19 protein-coding genes are annotated in these 16,175 nt (G+C 60.6%); 8 read left to right on the forward strand and 11 right to left on the reverse strand.

Annotation, left to right across the window (positions count from 1 at the left end):
• Positions 1 to 54: 54 nt before the first annotated feature.
• The 4 genes from K1X75_13360 to K1X75_13375 all read left to right on the forward strand — a co-directional run bounded on the left by K1X75_13360 (position 55) and on the right by K1X75_13375 (position 2,573).
• A complete protein-coding gene (locus K1X75_13360) occupies positions 55 to 1,239 on the forward strand; it encodes a beta-lactamase family protein (GenBank protein ID MBX7059048.1) in 1,185 nt (394 codons plus the stop codon).
• A 20-nt stretch (positions 1,240 to 1,259) separates the two neighbouring features.
• The gene (locus K1X75_13365) at positions 1,260 to 1,574 is read left to right on the forward strand and encodes a hypothetical protein (GenBank protein ID MBX7059049.1); all 315 of its coding nucleotides are present in this window, start codon (positions 1,260 to 1,262) and stop codon (positions 1,572 to 1,574) included.
• Positions 1,571 to 2,239 carry an N-acetylmuramoyl-L-alanine amidase gene (locus tag K1X75_13370; protein ID MBX7059050.1) on the forward strand — a complete coding sequence of 223 codons (669 nt, stop codon included), beginning with the start codon at positions 1,571 to 1,573 and terminating at the stop codon, positions 2,237 to 2,239. The genes K1X75_13365 and K1X75_13370 overlap by 4 nt, the downstream gene beginning before the upstream one ends.
• Positions 2,240 to 2,348: 109 nt before the next feature.
• Positions 2,349 to 2,573: a helix-turn-helix transcriptional regulator gene (locus K1X75_13375; protein MBX7059051.1), complete on the forward strand. Its 225-nt coding sequence runs from the start codon at positions 2,349 to 2,351 to the stop codon at positions 2,571 to 2,573.
• A 29-nt stretch (positions 2,574 to 2,602) separates the two neighbouring features.
• Here K1X75_13375 and K1X75_13380 read toward each other — a convergent pair whose 3' ends face one another.
• Genes K1X75_13380 through K1X75_13405 form a run of 6 tightly spaced genes read right to left on the reverse strand, consistent with a single transcriptional unit; the run spans position 2,603 to position 9,964 of the window.
• Complete coding sequence (locus K1X75_13380) at positions 2,603 to 3,733, reverse strand: uroporphyrinogen decarboxylase (GenBank protein ID MBX7059052.1); 1,131 nt, start codon at positions 3,731 to 3,733, stop codon at positions 2,603 to 2,605.
• Between the two features lie 3 nt (positions 3,734 to 3,736).
• Entirely contained in the window at positions 3,737 to 4,462 is a 726-nt protein-coding gene (locus tag K1X75_13385) for a response regulator transcription factor (GenBank protein ID MBX7059053.1), read from the reverse strand.
• Positions 4,462 to 5,547, reverse strand: a complete 1,086-nt coding sequence (locus K1X75_13390) for a HAMP domain-containing histidine kinase (GenBank protein MBX7059054.1) — start codon at positions 5,545 to 5,547, stop codon at positions 4,462 to 4,464. The genes K1X75_13385 and K1X75_13390 overlap by 1 nt, the downstream gene beginning before the upstream one ends.
• A 14-nt stretch (positions 5,548 to 5,561) precedes the next feature.
• Entirely contained in the window at positions 5,562 to 6,872 is a 1,311-nt protein-coding gene (locus tag K1X75_13395) for a glutamate-1-semialdehyde 2,1-aminomutase (GenBank protein ID MBX7059055.1), read from the reverse strand.
• 12 nt (positions 6,873 to 6,884) lie between these two features.
• Positions 6,885 to 8,666, reverse strand: a complete 1,782-nt coding sequence (hemC, locus tag K1X75_13400) for a hydroxymethylbilane synthase (GenBank protein ID MBX7059056.1) — start codon at positions 8,664 to 8,666, stop codon at positions 6,885 to 6,887.
• Entirely contained in the window at positions 8,663 to 9,964 is a 1,302-nt protein-coding gene (locus tag K1X75_13405) for a hypothetical protein (GenBank protein MBX7059057.1), read from the reverse strand. The genes hemC and K1X75_13405 overlap by 4 nt, the downstream gene beginning before the upstream one ends.
• 99 nt (positions 9,965 to 10,063) lie before the next feature.
• On the opposite strand from K1X75_13405, the gene K1X75_13410 reads away from it, so the two are divergent.
• Positions 10,064 to 10,951, forward strand: coding sequence for a DMT family transporter (locus tag K1X75_13410; GenBank protein ID MBX7059058.1), 888 nt, complete (start codon positions 10,064 to 10,066; stop codon positions 10,949 to 10,951).
• Here the strand turns inward: K1X75_13410 and K1X75_13415 are convergent.
• The 3 genes from K1X75_13415 to K1X75_13425 are packed head-to-tail and all read right to left on the reverse strand — an operon-like array spanning position 10,924 to position 13,204.
• Positions 10,924 to 11,901, reverse strand: coding sequence for a hypothetical protein (locus K1X75_13415; protein ID MBX7059059.1), 978 nt, complete (start codon positions 11,899 to 11,901; stop codon positions 10,924 to 10,926). The genes K1X75_13410 and K1X75_13415 overlap by 28 nt on opposite strands.
• Positions 11,898 to 12,452: a hypothetical protein gene (locus tag K1X75_13420; GenBank protein ID MBX7059060.1), complete on the reverse strand. Its 555-nt coding sequence runs from the start codon at positions 12,450 to 12,452 to the stop codon at positions 11,898 to 11,900. Before K1X75_13420 ends, K1X75_13415 begins: the two co-directional genes overlap by 4 nt.
• On the reverse strand, positions 12,449 to 13,204 hold the full coding sequence (locus tag K1X75_13425; protein ID MBX7059061.1) for a hypothetical protein: 756 nt from the start codon (positions 13,202 to 13,204) through the stop codon (positions 12,449 to 12,451). The genes K1X75_13420 and K1X75_13425 overlap by 4 nt, the downstream gene beginning before the upstream one ends.
• A 97-nt stretch (positions 13,205 to 13,301) precedes the next feature.
• On the opposite strand from K1X75_13425, the gene K1X75_13430 reads away from it, so the two are divergent.
• Both K1X75_13430 and K1X75_13435 read left to right on the forward strand, forming a co-directional pair.
• Positions 13,302 to 13,721, forward strand: a complete 420-nt coding sequence (locus tag K1X75_13430; GenBank protein MBX7059062.1) for a DUF3995 domain-containing protein — start codon at positions 13,302 to 13,304, stop codon at positions 13,719 to 13,721.
• A 68-nt stretch (positions 13,722 to 13,789) separates the two neighbouring features.
• Complete coding sequence (locus K1X75_13435) at positions 13,790 to 14,329, forward strand: NAD(P)H-dependent oxidoreductase (protein MBX7059063.1); 540 nt, start codon at positions 13,790 to 13,792, stop codon at positions 14,327 to 14,329.
• A 12-nt stretch (positions 14,330 to 14,341) separates the two neighbouring features.
• Here the strand turns inward: K1X75_13435 and K1X75_13440 are convergent, their stop codons facing one another.
• Entirely contained in the window at positions 14,342 to 14,722 is a 381-nt protein-coding gene (locus tag K1X75_13440; GenBank protein MBX7059064.1) for a hypothetical protein, read from the reverse strand.
• 176 nt (positions 14,723 to 14,898) lie between these two features.
• On the opposite strand from K1X75_13440, the gene K1X75_13445 reads away from it, so the two are divergent.
• Positions 14,899 to 15,777 carry a CPBP family intramembrane metalloprotease gene (locus K1X75_13445; protein MBX7059065.1) on the forward strand — a complete coding sequence of 293 codons (879 nt, stop codon included), beginning with the start codon at positions 14,899 to 14,901 and terminating at the stop codon, positions 15,775 to 15,777.
• Between the two features lie 7 nt (positions 15,778 to 15,784).
• Here the strand turns inward: K1X75_13445 and K1X75_13450 are convergent, their stop codons facing one another.
• The gene (locus tag K1X75_13450) at positions 15,785 to 16,141 is read right to left on the reverse strand and encodes a hypothetical protein (protein ID MBX7059066.1); all 357 of its coding nucleotides are present in this window, start codon (positions 16,139 to 16,141) and stop codon (positions 15,785 to 15,787) included.
• Positions 16,142 to 16,175: the final 34 nt, after the last annotated feature.

Here is a 16,175-nt window from a genome sequence, read left to right on the forward strand (position 1 = left end):
TCGCGACCGGCGGCAAGGCTGAGGCCAGTGTATTCTTTTTTTGGAAGGCGCTCGATGAGACAAATTGCAATGCTGCTCTGCGCCGGCGTCGCCGGCCTTTGCTTCTGGACGGCTTGCGGTCCCGGCGGCGACGCCCAGGCCCCCCAGCTCTTTCCGCTATCGCCGCCGCCGCGCAGCTACTGGCCCACCCGCGACTGGCAAATAAGCGCCCCTGAAACCGAGGGCATCGATCCGGCTGCGCTGAAGAAGCTGAGCGACTATCTGTTCACCCGTAGCGGCGACGAGCAGAATCGCGCGGGAATTCGCACCGACGCCGTTGTCTTGATTCGCAACGGCAAACTTGTCTACGAACAATACGCTCGCGATTTCAACGCCAGCTCTCGACACAATAGCTGGAGCGTAGCAAAGTCCTTCGTTAACGCGCTGGCCGGCCGTGCGCAACTCCAGGGTCGCATCGATATTGATCAGCCAGCGTGGCGCTATTACCCGCCGCTCAACACTCCCGGGAAACGGGAAATCAAACTGCGTCATCTATTGAACATGAGTTCCGGACTCTCCTTTCAGGAGGAGTACGAATTCGCGCCGCTTAAATCCACTGTGGTGGCCATGCTTTATACCAGCGGTCATCACGATATGGCGCGCTTCACCGGCGAGCAGGAGATGCGCGCCACGCCCGGCGAATACGTCTATTATTCCAGCGGCGATACCAACGTTGTGATGGCCGCACTGCACAGCGGGCTCAACGACCAGCAGTATGCTTCCTTACCCTGGGACGAACTTTTTAATCCGCTTGGCATCCAGGCGGTGTGGGAGACAGATCAAGTCGGGACTTTTATTGGATCTTCTTATCTTTACATGACGGCCCGCGACTATGCCAAGTTTGGCTTCCTCTATTTGAATGACGGGGTCTGGGAGGGCAAGCGCCTGCTGCCGGAGGGCTGGGTGGATTTCAGCCGTACGCCGGCCCCCGGCTATGCCACCACGAGGCCCTACGATGAACTGGAGAATGCAGTTTACGGAGCGCAATTCCATCTGCTGGTCGGCTATCCGCCGACTGGCATACCGAGCAAGTATCCCGATGCGCCGGAGGACGCCTTCATGGCCAAGGGTCACTGGGGTCAGGTAGTTGCCATAATCCCTTCGCTGGATATTGTGCTGGTGCGGCTTGGCGACGACCGCGATGGCAACTTTGATCTCAATCAGATGATGCGCTTGCTCAAGGAGGCGGTACGGCGTTGAGCCTGGCGCCAGTAATTACCATGGAAACATTTAAGAAAATATCGTTAACCCTTCTTTCGATTACAGCGCTCCTGGTGGCGCTCTGGATTGGCGCCAACTGGCGCCATCTCAGCGCCTTTCCATCAATCCTTCCTTCATTTTATGCCAAAGAGTATTGTTCCTGCTATTTTGTGATGGAGCGCAGCGAAGCGGCCTGCCACGATTTTGCCCGTCAGTGGCTGAAAATTGACAGCTTTGAACTGGACAAAGACGGCCGGCGGGTCATCGTCCAGGGCATGGGCCGCCAGGCCGTCGCCCGCTACAGCGGCGAGCGCACTGGCTGCCGGCTGGAGTGAAAGACTACGCGCCGCGCCGTCGCTCGGCGAAGTCGACAGAGCGATCGCGGCAGCCGCCCCTCCTGCAGTCCGAGTCGTCGCTGGCGCCGGCTGGATTGCGCCACGAACGCGAAGCCTTGCTTTCACGCTGGACTCGCAGGGCGCCATGGATCCTGGCGACGCTGGGTCTGGTCGCTTTTGCCGCCATTGGCGCTCGCTACTACTGGCGTGAACTTCGCTTTCGCTATATCGTTGTACATCATACGGTGGGCGTTTCTGGCAACCTTGCCTATTTCCGTCGCATTCATATGGAAGAGCGACACTGGTCCGACATCGCCTATCACTTCGTAGTCAACAACGGGACCTACAATACTTCGATGGGCGAGATTGAAGAGAGCAATCTCTGGAAAGAGCGGGCCCCCAATCATTCTACGCGCATCTGGTACATGAACTATTTTGGCATCGCCGTTGTGATGGTAGGTAATTTTGATCGCCGCCCGCCTCCGGCCAGACAACTGGACGCCGCCGTGGGCTTGCTGGCGCGACTGGCGCGCGAATACGATATTCCGCCCGATCGGATTGTCGGCCATCGCGAGGTTCAACAGACCGGTTGCCCGGGCAAATACGTCGATATGGTTGAGCTACGCCGACTGGTCGCCGAACGCCTGCGAAACAACGCCCCGTAGAAAGTTTAGCCGGGGCGGGCATTGGCCTCGCGAAAGCTAAATTTTATCTTGACCCAAGGCCGGAAGGGGACCAGCTTCAGGACCGGCCCTTGCGCCGTCTGGTACTGCTATGCGCTTCAAAGGCGCCGCCATCCGACAGTTGCGCGAATCCCGCTCCTGGACGACCAGGGAGCTGGCGCGGCGCATTGCTGCTACCGGGCATTTCTCCGGCTTCACTCACCAGCGCGTTGAACAACTGGAGCGCTCGGACAATGTATCGCATCGCGTAATCTGCGCGCTGTGCGAGGTCTTTCACATTCAACCGGCGGAACTATTCGAAGAAGAAAAGGATTGATCGCGGCCCTGCCGCCGCGCCGCAGCGCCTCAAGGGAGAGTGCGCCGCGCCCCTTGAACCGTGCGCACCATCAAAGACACATTGTCCAGGCTGGCGCCGGGATGGATGCCATGACCCAGATTGAAGACGTAGCCGGGATGTGCATCGAAGAGGCGCAGCGTTTGCTCGATCGCGGCCTGCAGGCGAGCGGCGTCGCCGTGCAAGAGCAAGGGATCGAGGTTGCCCTGCAGCGCCATCGATTCTGGCGCCACGCGCAGGGCCTCCGCAATCGAGGCGCGCCAATCGAGACTGAGCGCCGATGGATTCTGGGCGCACATCTCGGTGAGCAGATGCTGACCTCCGCCAACAAACAGAATGACCGGCGTTTGCGGCGACATCGTCCGCAAGCGATCAATGATACGCGCGCTGTAGGGCGCGGCAAACTCGCGATAGTCGGCGGCGGACAGCTGACCCGCCCAGCTATCAAAAATCTGTACCGCCTCGGCGCCAGCTTTGATCTGGTACTGTAGATGATCTGCAACCAGATCGCTGAGGCGCGTACACAGACGGCTAAAGAAGGCGCTGCGCTGAAAACAGGCCTCTTTCGTTTTCTCAAATTTCCGAGAAGTTCCGCCCTCGATCAAATAGCTGGCCAGGGTGAAGGGTGCGCCGGCAAAACCAAGCAAGCCAGGTCGGCCGCGACCCTTGCGCGATGTTTGCCAGGAATCGACGCCTGCGCCGGCGACCGTTTCAAAGTCGGCGCCAGCAGCGCTCTCGATGGCCGTACGCAGCCGCCCAAGTATTTCGCCAACGTAAGCGCAATCGCGCGCCGGGTCAAAGCGATCCAGACGCGACAGATCGGCATCGGACTCAATCGTCTGTTCCAGCACTGGGCCGCGCTTCTCTTCGAAATGCAGGGCAATGCCGGCGCCGCTCAAGGGCGTCAAAATATCGCTGAATAGAATCACGCCATCCACGCCAAAGCGCAAATAGGGCTGCAACGAAACGCGGACCGCTCGATCCACATCGCGCATAAAGTCGGTAAACGGCATCTTCTGCCGCGTTGCCAGGTACTCCGGAAGGTAGCGGCCAGCCTGACGCATAAACCAGATGGGAACCTGTTCGGTTCGTTCGCCGCGCAGAGCGCGCAGCAGCAGCGGAGATGTATCCAGTGCGTTCACGGACTATTCCTCTGGCGCCAGCTCGTAGCCGACTCCATGTCGTGTGATAAACCAGCGCGGATTTTGTGGATCGTCCTCAAAAACTTTTCGAAATTTAACGATGTAATTATCGATGGCGCGATTGGTCGGGTATTCATTCTGACCCCAGACCTGATCGAGGATTGTATCGCGATGGACCTGACGGCCGCGCGCTGCCGACAGCAAATTCAGAATTGCAAGCTCGCGTTCGTTGAAGCGAAATATTTCTCCATCGCTGCTGCGGGCTACGCCGGCGGCCGCATCCAGCCGCCAGCGGCCGATGACCACTTGCGGGTCGGTCGCGCGCAAATCGGATCGCTCGCCGGCCGGCGGCGACGGGCTGTTGCGCCGCAAGCCGGCCCGGACTCGCGCCAGAAGCTCTTCCAGTTCAAAGGGCTTGGTCAGGTAGTCATCGCCGCCTGCTTCAAAGCCGCGCAGCTTATCCTTCAGCGCGCCGCGCGCTGTCAAAAAGATAATTGGAAACTGATAATCAAGTTCACGCAAACGACGACAGAGCGCCAGACCGTCCAGCCGGCCTGGCATGGTCACGTCCAGGATGCCCAGTTCCAGCGGAGAACGCCGCGATTGCAACTCAGCCGCCGCCTGGTCGCCGCTGACATATTCCTCGATACGATGGCCCTCGGCCTCCAGGTTCAAGCGGATGCCGCGGCGCAGACTGGGTTCGTCTTCCACCAGTAGTATCAGGGCCATCACGCCGCCCCGTCGCTGGCGGCCGGCAGCCGCAAGGCAAGCGTAAAGCCCTGCGCCGCGGCCGGGGCGTAGGCCGTTCCGCCGGCGGCTTCAGCCAGCTGGCGCACCAGATGCAGACCCAGTCCGGCGCCCTGAACCGGATGATCCGTATCTGGCAATCGATGAAAGGCTTCGAAGATTCGTTCGCGCTCCGCATCGGGAACGCCAGGGCCATTGTCGCTGAAGTGCAGCTCAATGTGGCGGCGGTTGCGGCGGGCGACAATGGCAAGCGTCGCCTGTGGGCCCGCGTAGCGCAACGCGTTCTGGATTGCGTTTCCCAGAATGGAACGCAAGGCCTCGCGGTCCATGCGCACAACTAGATCGGCGGCGACTTCCAGCTGCAGCTCAGCGAGGCCCTCTTCAAGCAAGCGCCGGTGTTGCTGGCAGTAGTCTTCAATTTCGGAGCGCAGGCTGAGGCTCTCCGAGCCCAGGGATGGATCGCGGTCGATGCGGCGACTGAGCAAAATATTGTTCAGTTGTTCCTCCAGGCGCCAGATCTGCTGCTGACATTCCTGTAGCAGCTCGCGGCGCTGCTCCTCCGGCAATGCTCTGCGCTCAATTGTCTGCAGGTTGAGCAGCATGGCGGCCAGCGGCGTTTTCAGTTCATGGGTCAGCGTATCCAGAAATACCTGTCGTTCCTCTTGCAATCGACGCTCGCGCCGCACAGCCAGAACCACGCGCAGGGCGCCAAAACTGAAGACCAGAAAAACAAATCCGGTTTCCGATACCATCATTGTCAGTTTTCGATCAAACTCCTCCTGACGACGTTGCTGCTGCAAAGGATTCAACTCAAAGCGCGGGCCGCGGCGCCGCAACTCGGGAAGCGCATCGCCGTTGATCGCTTCGCCGTTGGCGGCGCGTAACATCCATGTATCCAGCTGCTGGTAGAGCATTTGAAATTCAAGCTGGTTGCGCTGGAAGAAGATCAGCCACCAGCCAAGCTGCGCCGCCAGCAGTAGAAAGAGAGCTGCCGAAATGGCGCTGGCTGCGCCCAGCGGAGCGCGGCGGGCGGCGGAGCGCAGACCGGCGGGGCCCTTTCCGATCATCTGCGACGATCCCCTCAATTCCTCTGGAAGAATTCGCGCAGGCTGTCCAGCAGGCGGTCGATTTCCGCTTCAGCCATCGGAGTCGAAAGAAAACCGACTTCGTATCCTGAGGGCGCCAGGTAGATTCCGCGCGCCAGCATGAAGTGAAACAGGTGCGCGTAGACCTTCATTGCATCGCGATCGATTTGATCGGCGCGGCGCGGCGCCTCGTTTCCGCGATATAGCCAGAAGATTGAATCGATGCGGCTCATGTGCCAGGGCAGCGCCAGCGATTCAAAGCCTTCCTGCAATTGTGCGCCCAGGGACTCCAGCCGATCATAGACGTCGGGAGTGAGCAGACGCAGTTGCGCCAGACCGGCGGACATGGCCACGGGATTTCCAGAGAGCGTCCCCGCCTGGTAGACCGGTCCATCCGGCGCCAGTAGTTGAAAAATATCCGCGCGACCGGCAAAGGCGCCAACCGGCATGCCGCCGCCGATGATCTTGCCATAGGTCGCCAGATCTGGAGTAATACCATAGCGTTCGGCGGCGCCGCCAAAACCAATGCGAAAGCCGCTGATCACCTCATCGAAAATCAGAAGCGCCCCGGCGCGCTCGCTGAGCGTTCGCAATCGCTGCAGGAACTCTGGACGTTGCAAGAGCAAACCGTTGTTGGCCGGAACAGGCTCGATGATTATGGCCGCGATATCGTCGCCGTGACTGAGAAAAGCGGAATCCAGAGCCTCTTCATCATCCAGCGGCAGAACAATGGTCTCGCCGCTGAAGGCGGCCGGCACGCCGGCGCTGTCCGGCGTGCCGAGCGTCGCCAGACCGGAGCCGGCCTTGACCAGCATGCTGTCGACGTGGCCGTGGTAGCAGCCGGCAAATTTGACAATCTTATTGCGCCCGGTGAAGCCTCGCGCCAGACGCAGCGCGCTCATCACCGCTTCCGTGCCTGAGCTGGTAAAACGTATGCGCTCCACGCCTGGAACGCGCGGATGCAAGCGACTGACTGCCAGCTCGGCCAGCAGCGCTTCTTCTTCGCAGGGCGTGCCAAAACTGAGCGCGCGGTCCAGCTGATCCTGCAGCGCATGCAGTATCCCTGGATGACGATGGCCCACAAGCAGCGGTCCCCAGCTGTTGCAAAAATCAATGTACTCGTTGCCGTCAACGTCGCGCAGCCGACAGCCGGCGCCGCTGTGCATGTAAACTGGCGTTCCGCCTACCGAGCGGAAGGCGCGCACCGGACTGTTCACCCCGCCTGGTATCACACGCAAGGCGCGCTCAAACAGTCGCCTCGATTCTGGCCGCAGCGACTCGTCGATTTCAAATTCCTGGTTCTGCATTGCTTCTTGAACTTAATCCTCAAAAGACACTGGCCGGGAGTCCAGCGCTCCCGACAACTCATCGCAGAGCATCGCGTAGTCGGCTTCGGCGGCCTGAGCATAGCAAGGCAGTCCGCGTTCCCGCAGGGCCGCCGCCGTAGTCGGACCAATTGCATTGCAGGTGCGATGCTGTCGCAGATAGGCCTGGAGCCAATCGCTGCGCCCCTCAGCAGCGGCCTGCCTCTCCTCCGCCTCGAAGTAGGCCTTCACTGCCGACGGACTGCCAAAGAGGACGTGCAGCTGTTCCGGAAGCGATTGGAAAAAATGCTCCGGCGCCTCAACCGATCGCGTCTCGTAGAGACGCAGTCGAAGCATCTGCGTCTTGTCTTGCAGCAACTGGTAGAAATCCTCGCGTCCGCGTTCAGCGGAGAGAGCCAGTACGGACGGCGGAAGGCCTGATTTCAGAAGTTCGCTGGCCAGGGCCCGACCGCTGCCATCGGGACTGCGCACAACAATGTGCGCTTTTGGAAAGCGCTGGGCGACTGCCGCTTCGGTATGCGCGCCCACCACCGCCCAGCGTTGCGGCAGGGCGGCAAGGCTTGCTGCGTCGATTGTAGAACAGAATTCAGCAAAGGCCTCGACGCCGCTTGCGCTGAAGGCTGCCAGCATTCCTTCGCCGCCGATTGCGCTCAGCCAGTCCGACAGCTCTGTTTGCAAGGGGCGAAAGTTTTCGCGTAGCGGCGCAGTCTCCAGCAAGGGCAAAGCGAGAATCGAAGCGCCGGGCCTCGCCGCTTGAATCTCGGCGATGCGCTGACGCTTCCCTGTAAGCAGCAGCGGCCGCGTCTCGCGAAATTCGGCAGCGACCGCAGTCGCCAGGTCCGTCGCATGACGGCCGCCGCGATTGATCCAGCGCGAACGACGCAAGCGATTGTCGGCGGCCTCGGCGCCCAGAAAGGCAAAGAGTTGCAGCGGCTGCACGGAACTCCCGCCATCGATGCGCGCGTGTGCTCCAAGCGGCAGGTGGCAGCCGCCCTCCAGCCTGGCCAGCAGGGCGCGCTCCAGCTCCACGCTTTGCAGCGCGGCGGCGTTGTGGATGCGATCCAGCCAGGACTGTGTGGATCGATCTGCGCTGCGGCATTCGATGGCCAGCGCACCCTGCGCTGGCGCCGGCGGCATGGCGCGCGGATCAAGCGATTCAATACGCAATTGTTGAAAGATATCCTGTAATTCTGGATCGCGTTCAAACAGGCCGACAGCGCGCAGCCGTTCCAGACCGGCGCGCGCCAGCAAAATGGCGTCCGGTCCGTCGGCGTGCGTCAGCTTCTTGATGCGCGTCGGGACGTTTCCACGCAGATCAACAAGCTTCAGATCGGGGAAGTAACTCTGCACCAGCGCGCGGCGCCGCGCACTGGAGCTTCCCAGAGTCGCCCCGGCTGCAACAAAGGGAGCGACACCACGCGCCGCCTTCGAAGCCAGAAATACTATGACGTCCTCGCAATAGCTGCGCTCAGGCACGGAGCGAATCGACAATCCGGGCGGCTGCAGCGATGGCATGTCTTTGTAAGAGTGAACAGCAAAATCAATTGCGCCGGACAGCAGCGCATCCTCCAGCTCTTTGGTGAACAGCCCCTTGGCATCGCCGCCGATCATTTCGGCGGCGGCGGCCAGCGAGCGGTCAATGATGCGGTCGCCGCTGGTCTGAATGATGCGAATTTCAACTTCCGGGGCTTCCGGCAAGGCGCTCAGCAGGGCGGCAACGCGCCGCGATTGCGCCAGCGCCAGATCGGAGCCGCGCGTACCCAGTACCAGCTTCAATTCAGCGACTCGCCGTCGTTCTCCGCAGCGCCCGCTGCGCCATAGTAGTGACGCAAGATTGCCGCCAATCCGTCGCCGTGCAGTCGATTGAGATCGCGGTTGGCCTGGATCGCCCAGCTATAGAGCAGGCGGCGATCGCGAGCGCTCAGGTGCTTCAGTCTGCCTTCCAGCAAGTCGTCCAGATGGGCACGCGAGCGTTCGCGCACCTGCGATTGCAGCGAGCTCATCACCGGCGCCGCCAGGGCCGCAATCATCTGTCCTTCCATCAACAGCAGATTCTTGTCGATCATGCGATCGGCGGCCTCGGCCGCCTGCCGCCGCCGACTGCGATTGTGTTCCAGTTCTGCGCGCATGCCGTCCATGTGGATGACGCGAATTTCTTCCAGTTGCTCCACGCCCGGATCGACGTCGCGCGGCACCGCCAGATCGACCAGGCAGAGGCCCGCGCCGTCCGGACCAGGAGCGTTTCCCGAAGCGGCGCCGGTCAGGGCGGGACGACGGGCCTGTAACATGCGCTCGGCAAGGGCGCGATCCAGCCACGCATCTTCGCGCGAGGTTGCCGTCACCAGAGCGCTGAGAGCGCCGGCGCGCCCTGGATCGGCGTAAAAGTCATCAAAGCTGAGATACTCCGCCGACAGATCGCGCAACAGGTCGGCGACCTTTTCTTTACTGCGGTTGATCAGCAGAATACGATAGCCCTGCTTGGCCAGGTAACGGGCCGACTGGCGACTCATTGGCCCCGAGCCCACCACTGCGGCGCGACGCGCTCCGCTGGCGTCATCGCCCATCAGTTCGTGCAAACGACGCGCGGCCAGCGCCGCAATCGATACGGGAAGCTGCCCAAGTGGAATCGAGGCGCGGATGCGTCGCGATTCGCGAAAGACGCGCTGGAAGAGCAAACGCAGACGCTTGTCGAGAGCCGGCGCTTGCTCAAAGGCCGACTTCAATTGGGCGCGGATCTCGGTCTCGCCGAGGGCCATCGACTCAAGGCCGGCAGCGAGCCGAATCAGGTGGCGAACGGCCTGCTGACCGTGCAGAAACTGCGGACGAAGGCCAGCGCGCAGCGGCGGCATCTGCGCCAGAAACTCAAAGGCAAAATGAGTGTGCGCGCCCGGATCGTCGAGGGTATAGATTGCCTCAACGCGATTGCAGGTAGAAAGGAAAACAAAGCCGCTGAGCGGGGCCAGGGCGCGCAGCCGGCCACAGAGCTGTGCCGCATCCGCTTCCTTCCAGGGCGAAAGCTCGCCCAGGTCGCCCACCTCTTCAAAACTGAGAACAATGGCCCCGAAGTGATTCATCGCACAGATCGCGTCGAGTCACAACTCGACATCTTATTTAAACATGGCCTGCACACAAAGGTGTCAGGTACTTGTCAGAGCGCACAGCTCAGGACTTAAATGAGATTCAATCTCACAGCGGAGCTCATGCTCCTTCTTTGCACGGTCATCTGGGGCGGAACCTTCCTGGCGGTAAAATTTGCGCTGCCGTACTGCAGCCCCTGGCTCCTGGTGGCGCTCCGTTTTGGCGTCGCCGCAGCGCTCTTTGGCCTGATCTTCTGGCGACAGCTCGCTGCGGCCAATCTGCTTGTAGTGCGGCGCGGCTTTGCGCTGGGTCTGGCGCTCTGTATCGGCTTTGGGCTGCAAACCCTCGGTCTGCAGTACACAAGCGTTTCGCGCTCCGCTTACCTTACTTATGCCCTGATCATCTTCACTCCTTTTCTGTCGCTTGTGCTGCTTGGCAAACGCCCGGCCTGGACGACTTTAGCTGGCATCCTGGTTGTAGTTGCCGGCCTCTATCTGCTAACGGCGCCGGGCGATGCGCCTGGCTGGAACCGTGGCGACTGGCTGACTCTTGGCTGCGCCCTGGCCTTCAGCTTCTATATTGTTGGCGTGGATCGTTGGAGCGCGCCAGAGACGCAGGGCGCACTGGCGGCTGTCCAGAGCGCATCGGTTGGCCTGCTGGCGGCGCCGCTGGCGCTGCTGGAGAACGCGAACTTCGAAGCCTCGCCAGCGCTGCTGTTATCCATCTTCTATCTGGCCGTACCGGGCGCGCTGATTGTTGTCTACTTACAAATGCGCTACCAGCCGCTTTCGACGCCAGCCAGAGCCAGCGTCATTTTTGCAATGGAACCGGTGTTTACGCTGCTCTATGCCGCCGCCCTTGGTCTGGAGCGTCCTGGCAGTCGAGAATTACTTGGTGCGGTTACAGTATTCTGCGGCGTGCTGCTGTCCGAAGCGGCAGCCTTTCGACGCACTCTTCATTCCGTCGACGTTCGCGATCGCTGAATGATCGCCCAGATGCGATCGGACAGGCTGAAGTCCCGGCTGGTGCGGCCGACGATCATCTCCGGCAAGTAGGTCATCGCTCCCGGCCACGTATGACCGCCGCCAACGACGCGAATGAGCTCTACAACTGCGCCGCCGCTGCAGCCTTCGCCGCGTCGTACGAAGGCAGTAGTACTATCTTCAGGATCGGCGTCAGGGATTGGCGTTTCCGGCGCACCGGCGCTGCATCCGCTGCTGCGCAGAAAAAACTGGAAGCTCTCTTCGGCGGGCAAAGCAACGCCGCGCTCCGTGCCGAAGACGCGCACCTGGCCGCCTCGATACGGCACCAACGGATCGTCCATGCCAACATAGATGCCAATGTCAAGCGCCGGTCGTGGATGACAGTTGGGCGCCAGATCCGCCGAAAGCTGCGCTGCTACCGCAAAGGCCCCGCGAAACTGCGGCGCCTGACAGGCCAGACGCACACTCATGAAGCCGCCGTTGGAAATGCCCGTGGCATAGATACGATGACGGTCGACGGGGAATTCGACGCTTAAAACTTCAATCATTGCCTGGAAGAAGCCGACATCATCGATGTTCTCGCGATGGGCCAGTGCCCGTACATCAACGCGTCCGTCGTTCCATCCCTTTTCGACTCCTTCCGGATAGACAATGATCCCGCCGCCAGCGTCGGCCAGAGTTTCAAAGCGACCGCGGGTAAGCGTGCGGGTGTGCTCGGCCGTGCCGCCGCCGCCATGCAGCACAAAGAGCAAGGGTCGACCGTCGGCGGGCGGGGCGCCAGAAGGAAGATGCAGCAGGAAGCGCCGTTGGCGGTTGCCGTGTTCCAGCGTTCTCCACTGCTCGCGATCGGTAATTGGCAATCGCGCCCGGCGAAAGGCGCAGCTGATGGGGGCCGTCATAAACATGAGAAGCAATAACAGTAACGTGAAATATAGTTTCGAGGCATTCATCGTACTTTTTCTCTCCAGGAGGGAAATCCGAGACTCTGCAGCGCCAACAGCAGAAGATTGGAAGCCAGGGCAATTGCCGCCGCTGCGGCCAGAAAAAACAACCAGAAGGACAAATAGCGTTCAAAACTGCTGCGCCAGGAGGGCCAGATCGCAAAGGCGAAATTGACATTTTCGGAAGCGTCGCCAAAAAGACGCGCCAGGGCCTGGGCGAACAAATACCAGCCAATGGCCCCCAGCCACATACTGCGTCGGACCGGCAGGCGCAGCAGCGCAATTGCCGCGCCAGTCAGGTAGCTGAAATGCATAATCCACGAGACGCTGTCGTAGGCCTGCGGATGGCTGATCGCGTCCGCCAGCCATCCGCCGAGGCCAATTGTCAGCCACAACCCGCCAACCTGAGCAGCCAGATTGTGGCGAACGAGCAGTCCCAGACCGCAAAGCAGCGCCGAAAGATGACAGATCCAGATCATATTCTGCACGCTTCGAAAAATGAGATTGCCGCCAATTGCGATGCAAAGCAATAGAATGCCGCCCCAGCGCTGCATGTTCATCGGCGTCCTCCTTCTACTCTGGCGCCGCGACTGCGCCGATTGAGCAGGGCGCGTTCCATCGCCCGCAACACTGGCGAATCCGGGTCCGGCCTGGCCAGGCTGGCGGCGCGCTCCAGCACCACACGCGCTTGCGATTCGGGCAGACCGTCCAGGTAGCGGCGTAGATTTCGAGCTGGAAGATGCCGATACAGGAAGGCCACTGCGCCATCGGTTTGATCGGCAAGCAAGCCCGCCAGTTCATCGATCGACAGCGCCGCCAGCGGAGAACTCAGCGCGTGAAGTTGAGCGCCCAACTCCGGAAAAAAGCGACGTTCTACATCAAAAAAGAAATCAAGCAGCGCGCCGCGCCGCTCTTCAGGAAAAAATTGTTCGAGGGCATAGGCATCCAGCAAATGGCTGCTGCCGCCAAAAAACTCCAGCAGTAACAAGCCCTTGCCCGGCGAGGGCCGATGATCGACGTCAATACGCTGCAGCGGAGCAATTGCATGCAGCGCGTCTGCCGCCGCTGACAGCGCATTGCACTCTGCCGCCGCCAGCTGAACTTCCAGTGTAAGACGGCCCGCACTGGAATCGTTCAGACGTTCTTCTGGGTCTGGCGAGGCGAGCACAATGCCGCTGGCACATAGCTGCCAGCCGTAGCAGGCGCGTGCATCAGACCAGAAGACAAGTCTGGCAATCCATTGGGAATCGAGCGGGCCGAGCAGATCGGAAAACCAGCGCTGCAGCGCTTCTTGATCAGGAGGCGATGGCATGATGAAGCCGGCGACGGATCTTCTATAACTGCTGCCAGGGCAAACTGCAATAGAAAATTTGCATGACCGTCCAGGGCCGAATCGCGGCGCTGGCAAGGTGCCTTACAATGTAGTTGCTGCACTGATTTGCTCGGCCATACTGTTGCTGCTGTCCGGGATTCATATCTTCTGGGCAATCCGCGGAGCAGGCGACTTTAGCGGCGTCGTCCCCGAGTTCGAGGGCCGGCCCACAATGAATCCCGGACGCGGCGCCACCCTGCTGGTCGCGGCGGCGCTGCTGGCGGCGGCGTTTTGCGCGGCCGCCGCCGCTGGCTTCGTTGCAGAGTTTCGCAGCGTCTCGCTCTGGGGCCTGCGCGCCGTAGCGCTGGTCTTCCTCTTGCGAGCAATTGGCGATTTTCGGATGCTGGGCTTCTTCAAGAAGGTGCGTCACACGCGCTTTGCGCGCAACGATACGCTTTTTTATTCGCCGCTTTGCGCAATGATCTCCTTGCTGGCAATCGTCGGGAGTCTTCCCTGACGAAGACCCTGAAACGCCACACATAGCCGAGGAATATTAAGTTGAAATCAATCTGGAATATTCTTGGAATGAGCGGAAGTATCCGCACCGAATCTACAAACGGAGCGCTGTTGCGCGCCGCTGCAGGGATGAGTTCCGAGTTTCAATTCGATGTTTGCGCCCAGGAAATAGCAGCGCTGCCGGCATTTTCGCCAGATCTCGATGGCATGGGCGCCACTCCGCCGCCGGCAGTCGCTGCACTGCGGGCCAGAATTGGCAGGGCCGATGGCGTTATCGTCTCCTGCCCGGAATACGCCCATGGCGTTCCGGGGGCTTTCAAAAACGCCCTGGACTGGATCGTATCCTCCGGCGAATTCACCGACAAACCAACGCTGGTCTGGATGGCTTCGCCCTCCGGCGCTCAGCAAGCGCGCCTCGCCTTGCTGCCAACGCTGAAGATCATCGGCGCACGCATCGTCCACGATCGCTCGATCCAGCTGGCCCGCCCCAACTTCAACGAAAACGGGGAGCTGCTATCCGAGACCATCGCCGATGCAATTGCCCAGGACTTGAAACTGCTGCAGCAGTTCTTGCGCGAGGGCCAGTCTGCCGTCGCTGCGGCCAACTAGACTTGCCTGCGCTCAAGCCGCCGGCGCTACTCGCAGTACGATCCAGCAGGCGACGTAGCTCTCCAGCAGGCTCAGCGGAATCGCAAAAGGCAAGATCGTCGCCGGCAAGACGCCGAGATTGCCGGCGACCAGCCACATCATGACGAAGGCGAAGAACCAGGACAGTAAGGCGGCCGGACGCAGCGAAAACTTACGAGATACAAAGTAAATGGCGATGGCCAAACAGAGCGACCACAATCCCCAGACCGCCCCATTGATCGGCGCAGATGGAAAAACAACGCCGAGCGCTCCGTAGTGATCCAGCCAGTAGGATTTTAGCAAGAATTCATTGCGCACAAATTCAGAGATGCTGATCCATACGCTTGCCAGAAGCACTGCCAGGAACTTTCTCATCAAGCTGCCGCCTTGCGAAACGCCGCTGTGGCGACCGCTGCGGTCGAATTGCCAGAAGCGCCTTCGACCGGCAAGCCGCTTTAGCAAATGGAACCTGGGTGTAGCAAGCGCGCTTTGCTTGCCTGCAGCTGTCGACTGCAGAGCGCTGACCTCGGCCGAGCAAAATCGGCAACGCCATGCCAATCAATCGAAGCCTTCGCAACCTTTGCATTGTTGCCGTCGCCTCCGCCGGCGGAGGCTGGCTGGCGCTGGCGCTGTTTCACCTGGCCGACGGAAATGGCCCTGTGGCCAATAGCCCGGCGGCGCTGCTCTGGCTGGCTGCCCCGGCCGGCGCCGGGCTCTTGCTGCGCGCTTTTGGCGGCGATGGCTGGAAGGACGCCGGTTTTCAGCTGCGGCTGCGAGCAACATGGCCGGCCTACGTGCTGGCGCTCTTCAGCTATCCCATCATCTTCGGCGCGCTGCTGCTGGGCGGAATCGCGTTGGGGCTCCTGGACCCCGTCGTCTTCAGCGAGCGCGGGCTTTGGCTTTTCTTGCAAAGCTGTGCTGCGATGTTTCTTGCAGTCAGCTTCAAGAACCTCTTTGAAGAATTTGCCTGGCGCGGCTACTTTACTCCGCGCTTGCAAGCAGCCGGTGCGCCGACCTGGCTGAACCACTTGCTCACTGCTTTGATCTGGATGAGCTGGCATCTGCCCTATTACTACGAGATCCTCGATCGCGATCAGATGCGGGCGGTGTTGAATACGATTCATCTCAGCCTGCCTGCCTTTCTTTTCAACGGCATGTTGGTGCTGATCCCGACTGCGGCGTTTTTTGGCGAACTGCGCCTCTGGACCGGATCCGTCTGGCCGGTCTTTGTGTTGCACAACATGGTCAACGCCTTGAGCCTGCCGCTCTATCTTGATGGCTACCTGCGCCTGTTGCAACCTATGGCGTTTCTGGCTTCGCCCACCAACGAAAGCGCACTGTGCGGCGCAATTTTTGCGGTCCTTGCCTGGCTGATCTATCGCCGGCGAAAGGCCCGGAGTCCGACAGAAGAAGCGGAACTCCAGGCCTGAGGCTTGTTCAAAAAGTCAGGATTGTAAATCCGGCCTTGGCCAACTTCAAGTAGCTCATGTTCTGCTCGAATTCAGCCAGTAGCTGAATACCGGACTTCGTGGCATGCTCCTCCATATTGAACGCACGCGCACAAAAGGCGCAGGCGCCTTTCACTGTTCCGCGCACATTCATAAAGGCAGAGTGCAAAAGGTGGTCGGACTTCTGCAGTTCCGGGATCCACTTCGTGCCCGCGCCGGTGAAAATCAACTGCACTTCCGCGCCAGCCTTGACCATCTCCTCGACGGCCTTGATTGCATTTACAGCGCGTCCCAGCGCTTCGCCGCCCTCGGTATCGCTCATCAGCACCACAGCAAATTTGCTCATCCCATTCCTCCTGGGTAATGGCAAAAGCTTAGCT

The sequence above is a fragment of the Leptospirales bacterium genome, assembly GCA_019694655.1.
Lineage (GTDB): Bacteria > Spirochaetota > Leptospiria > Leptospirales > Leptonemataceae > SSF53.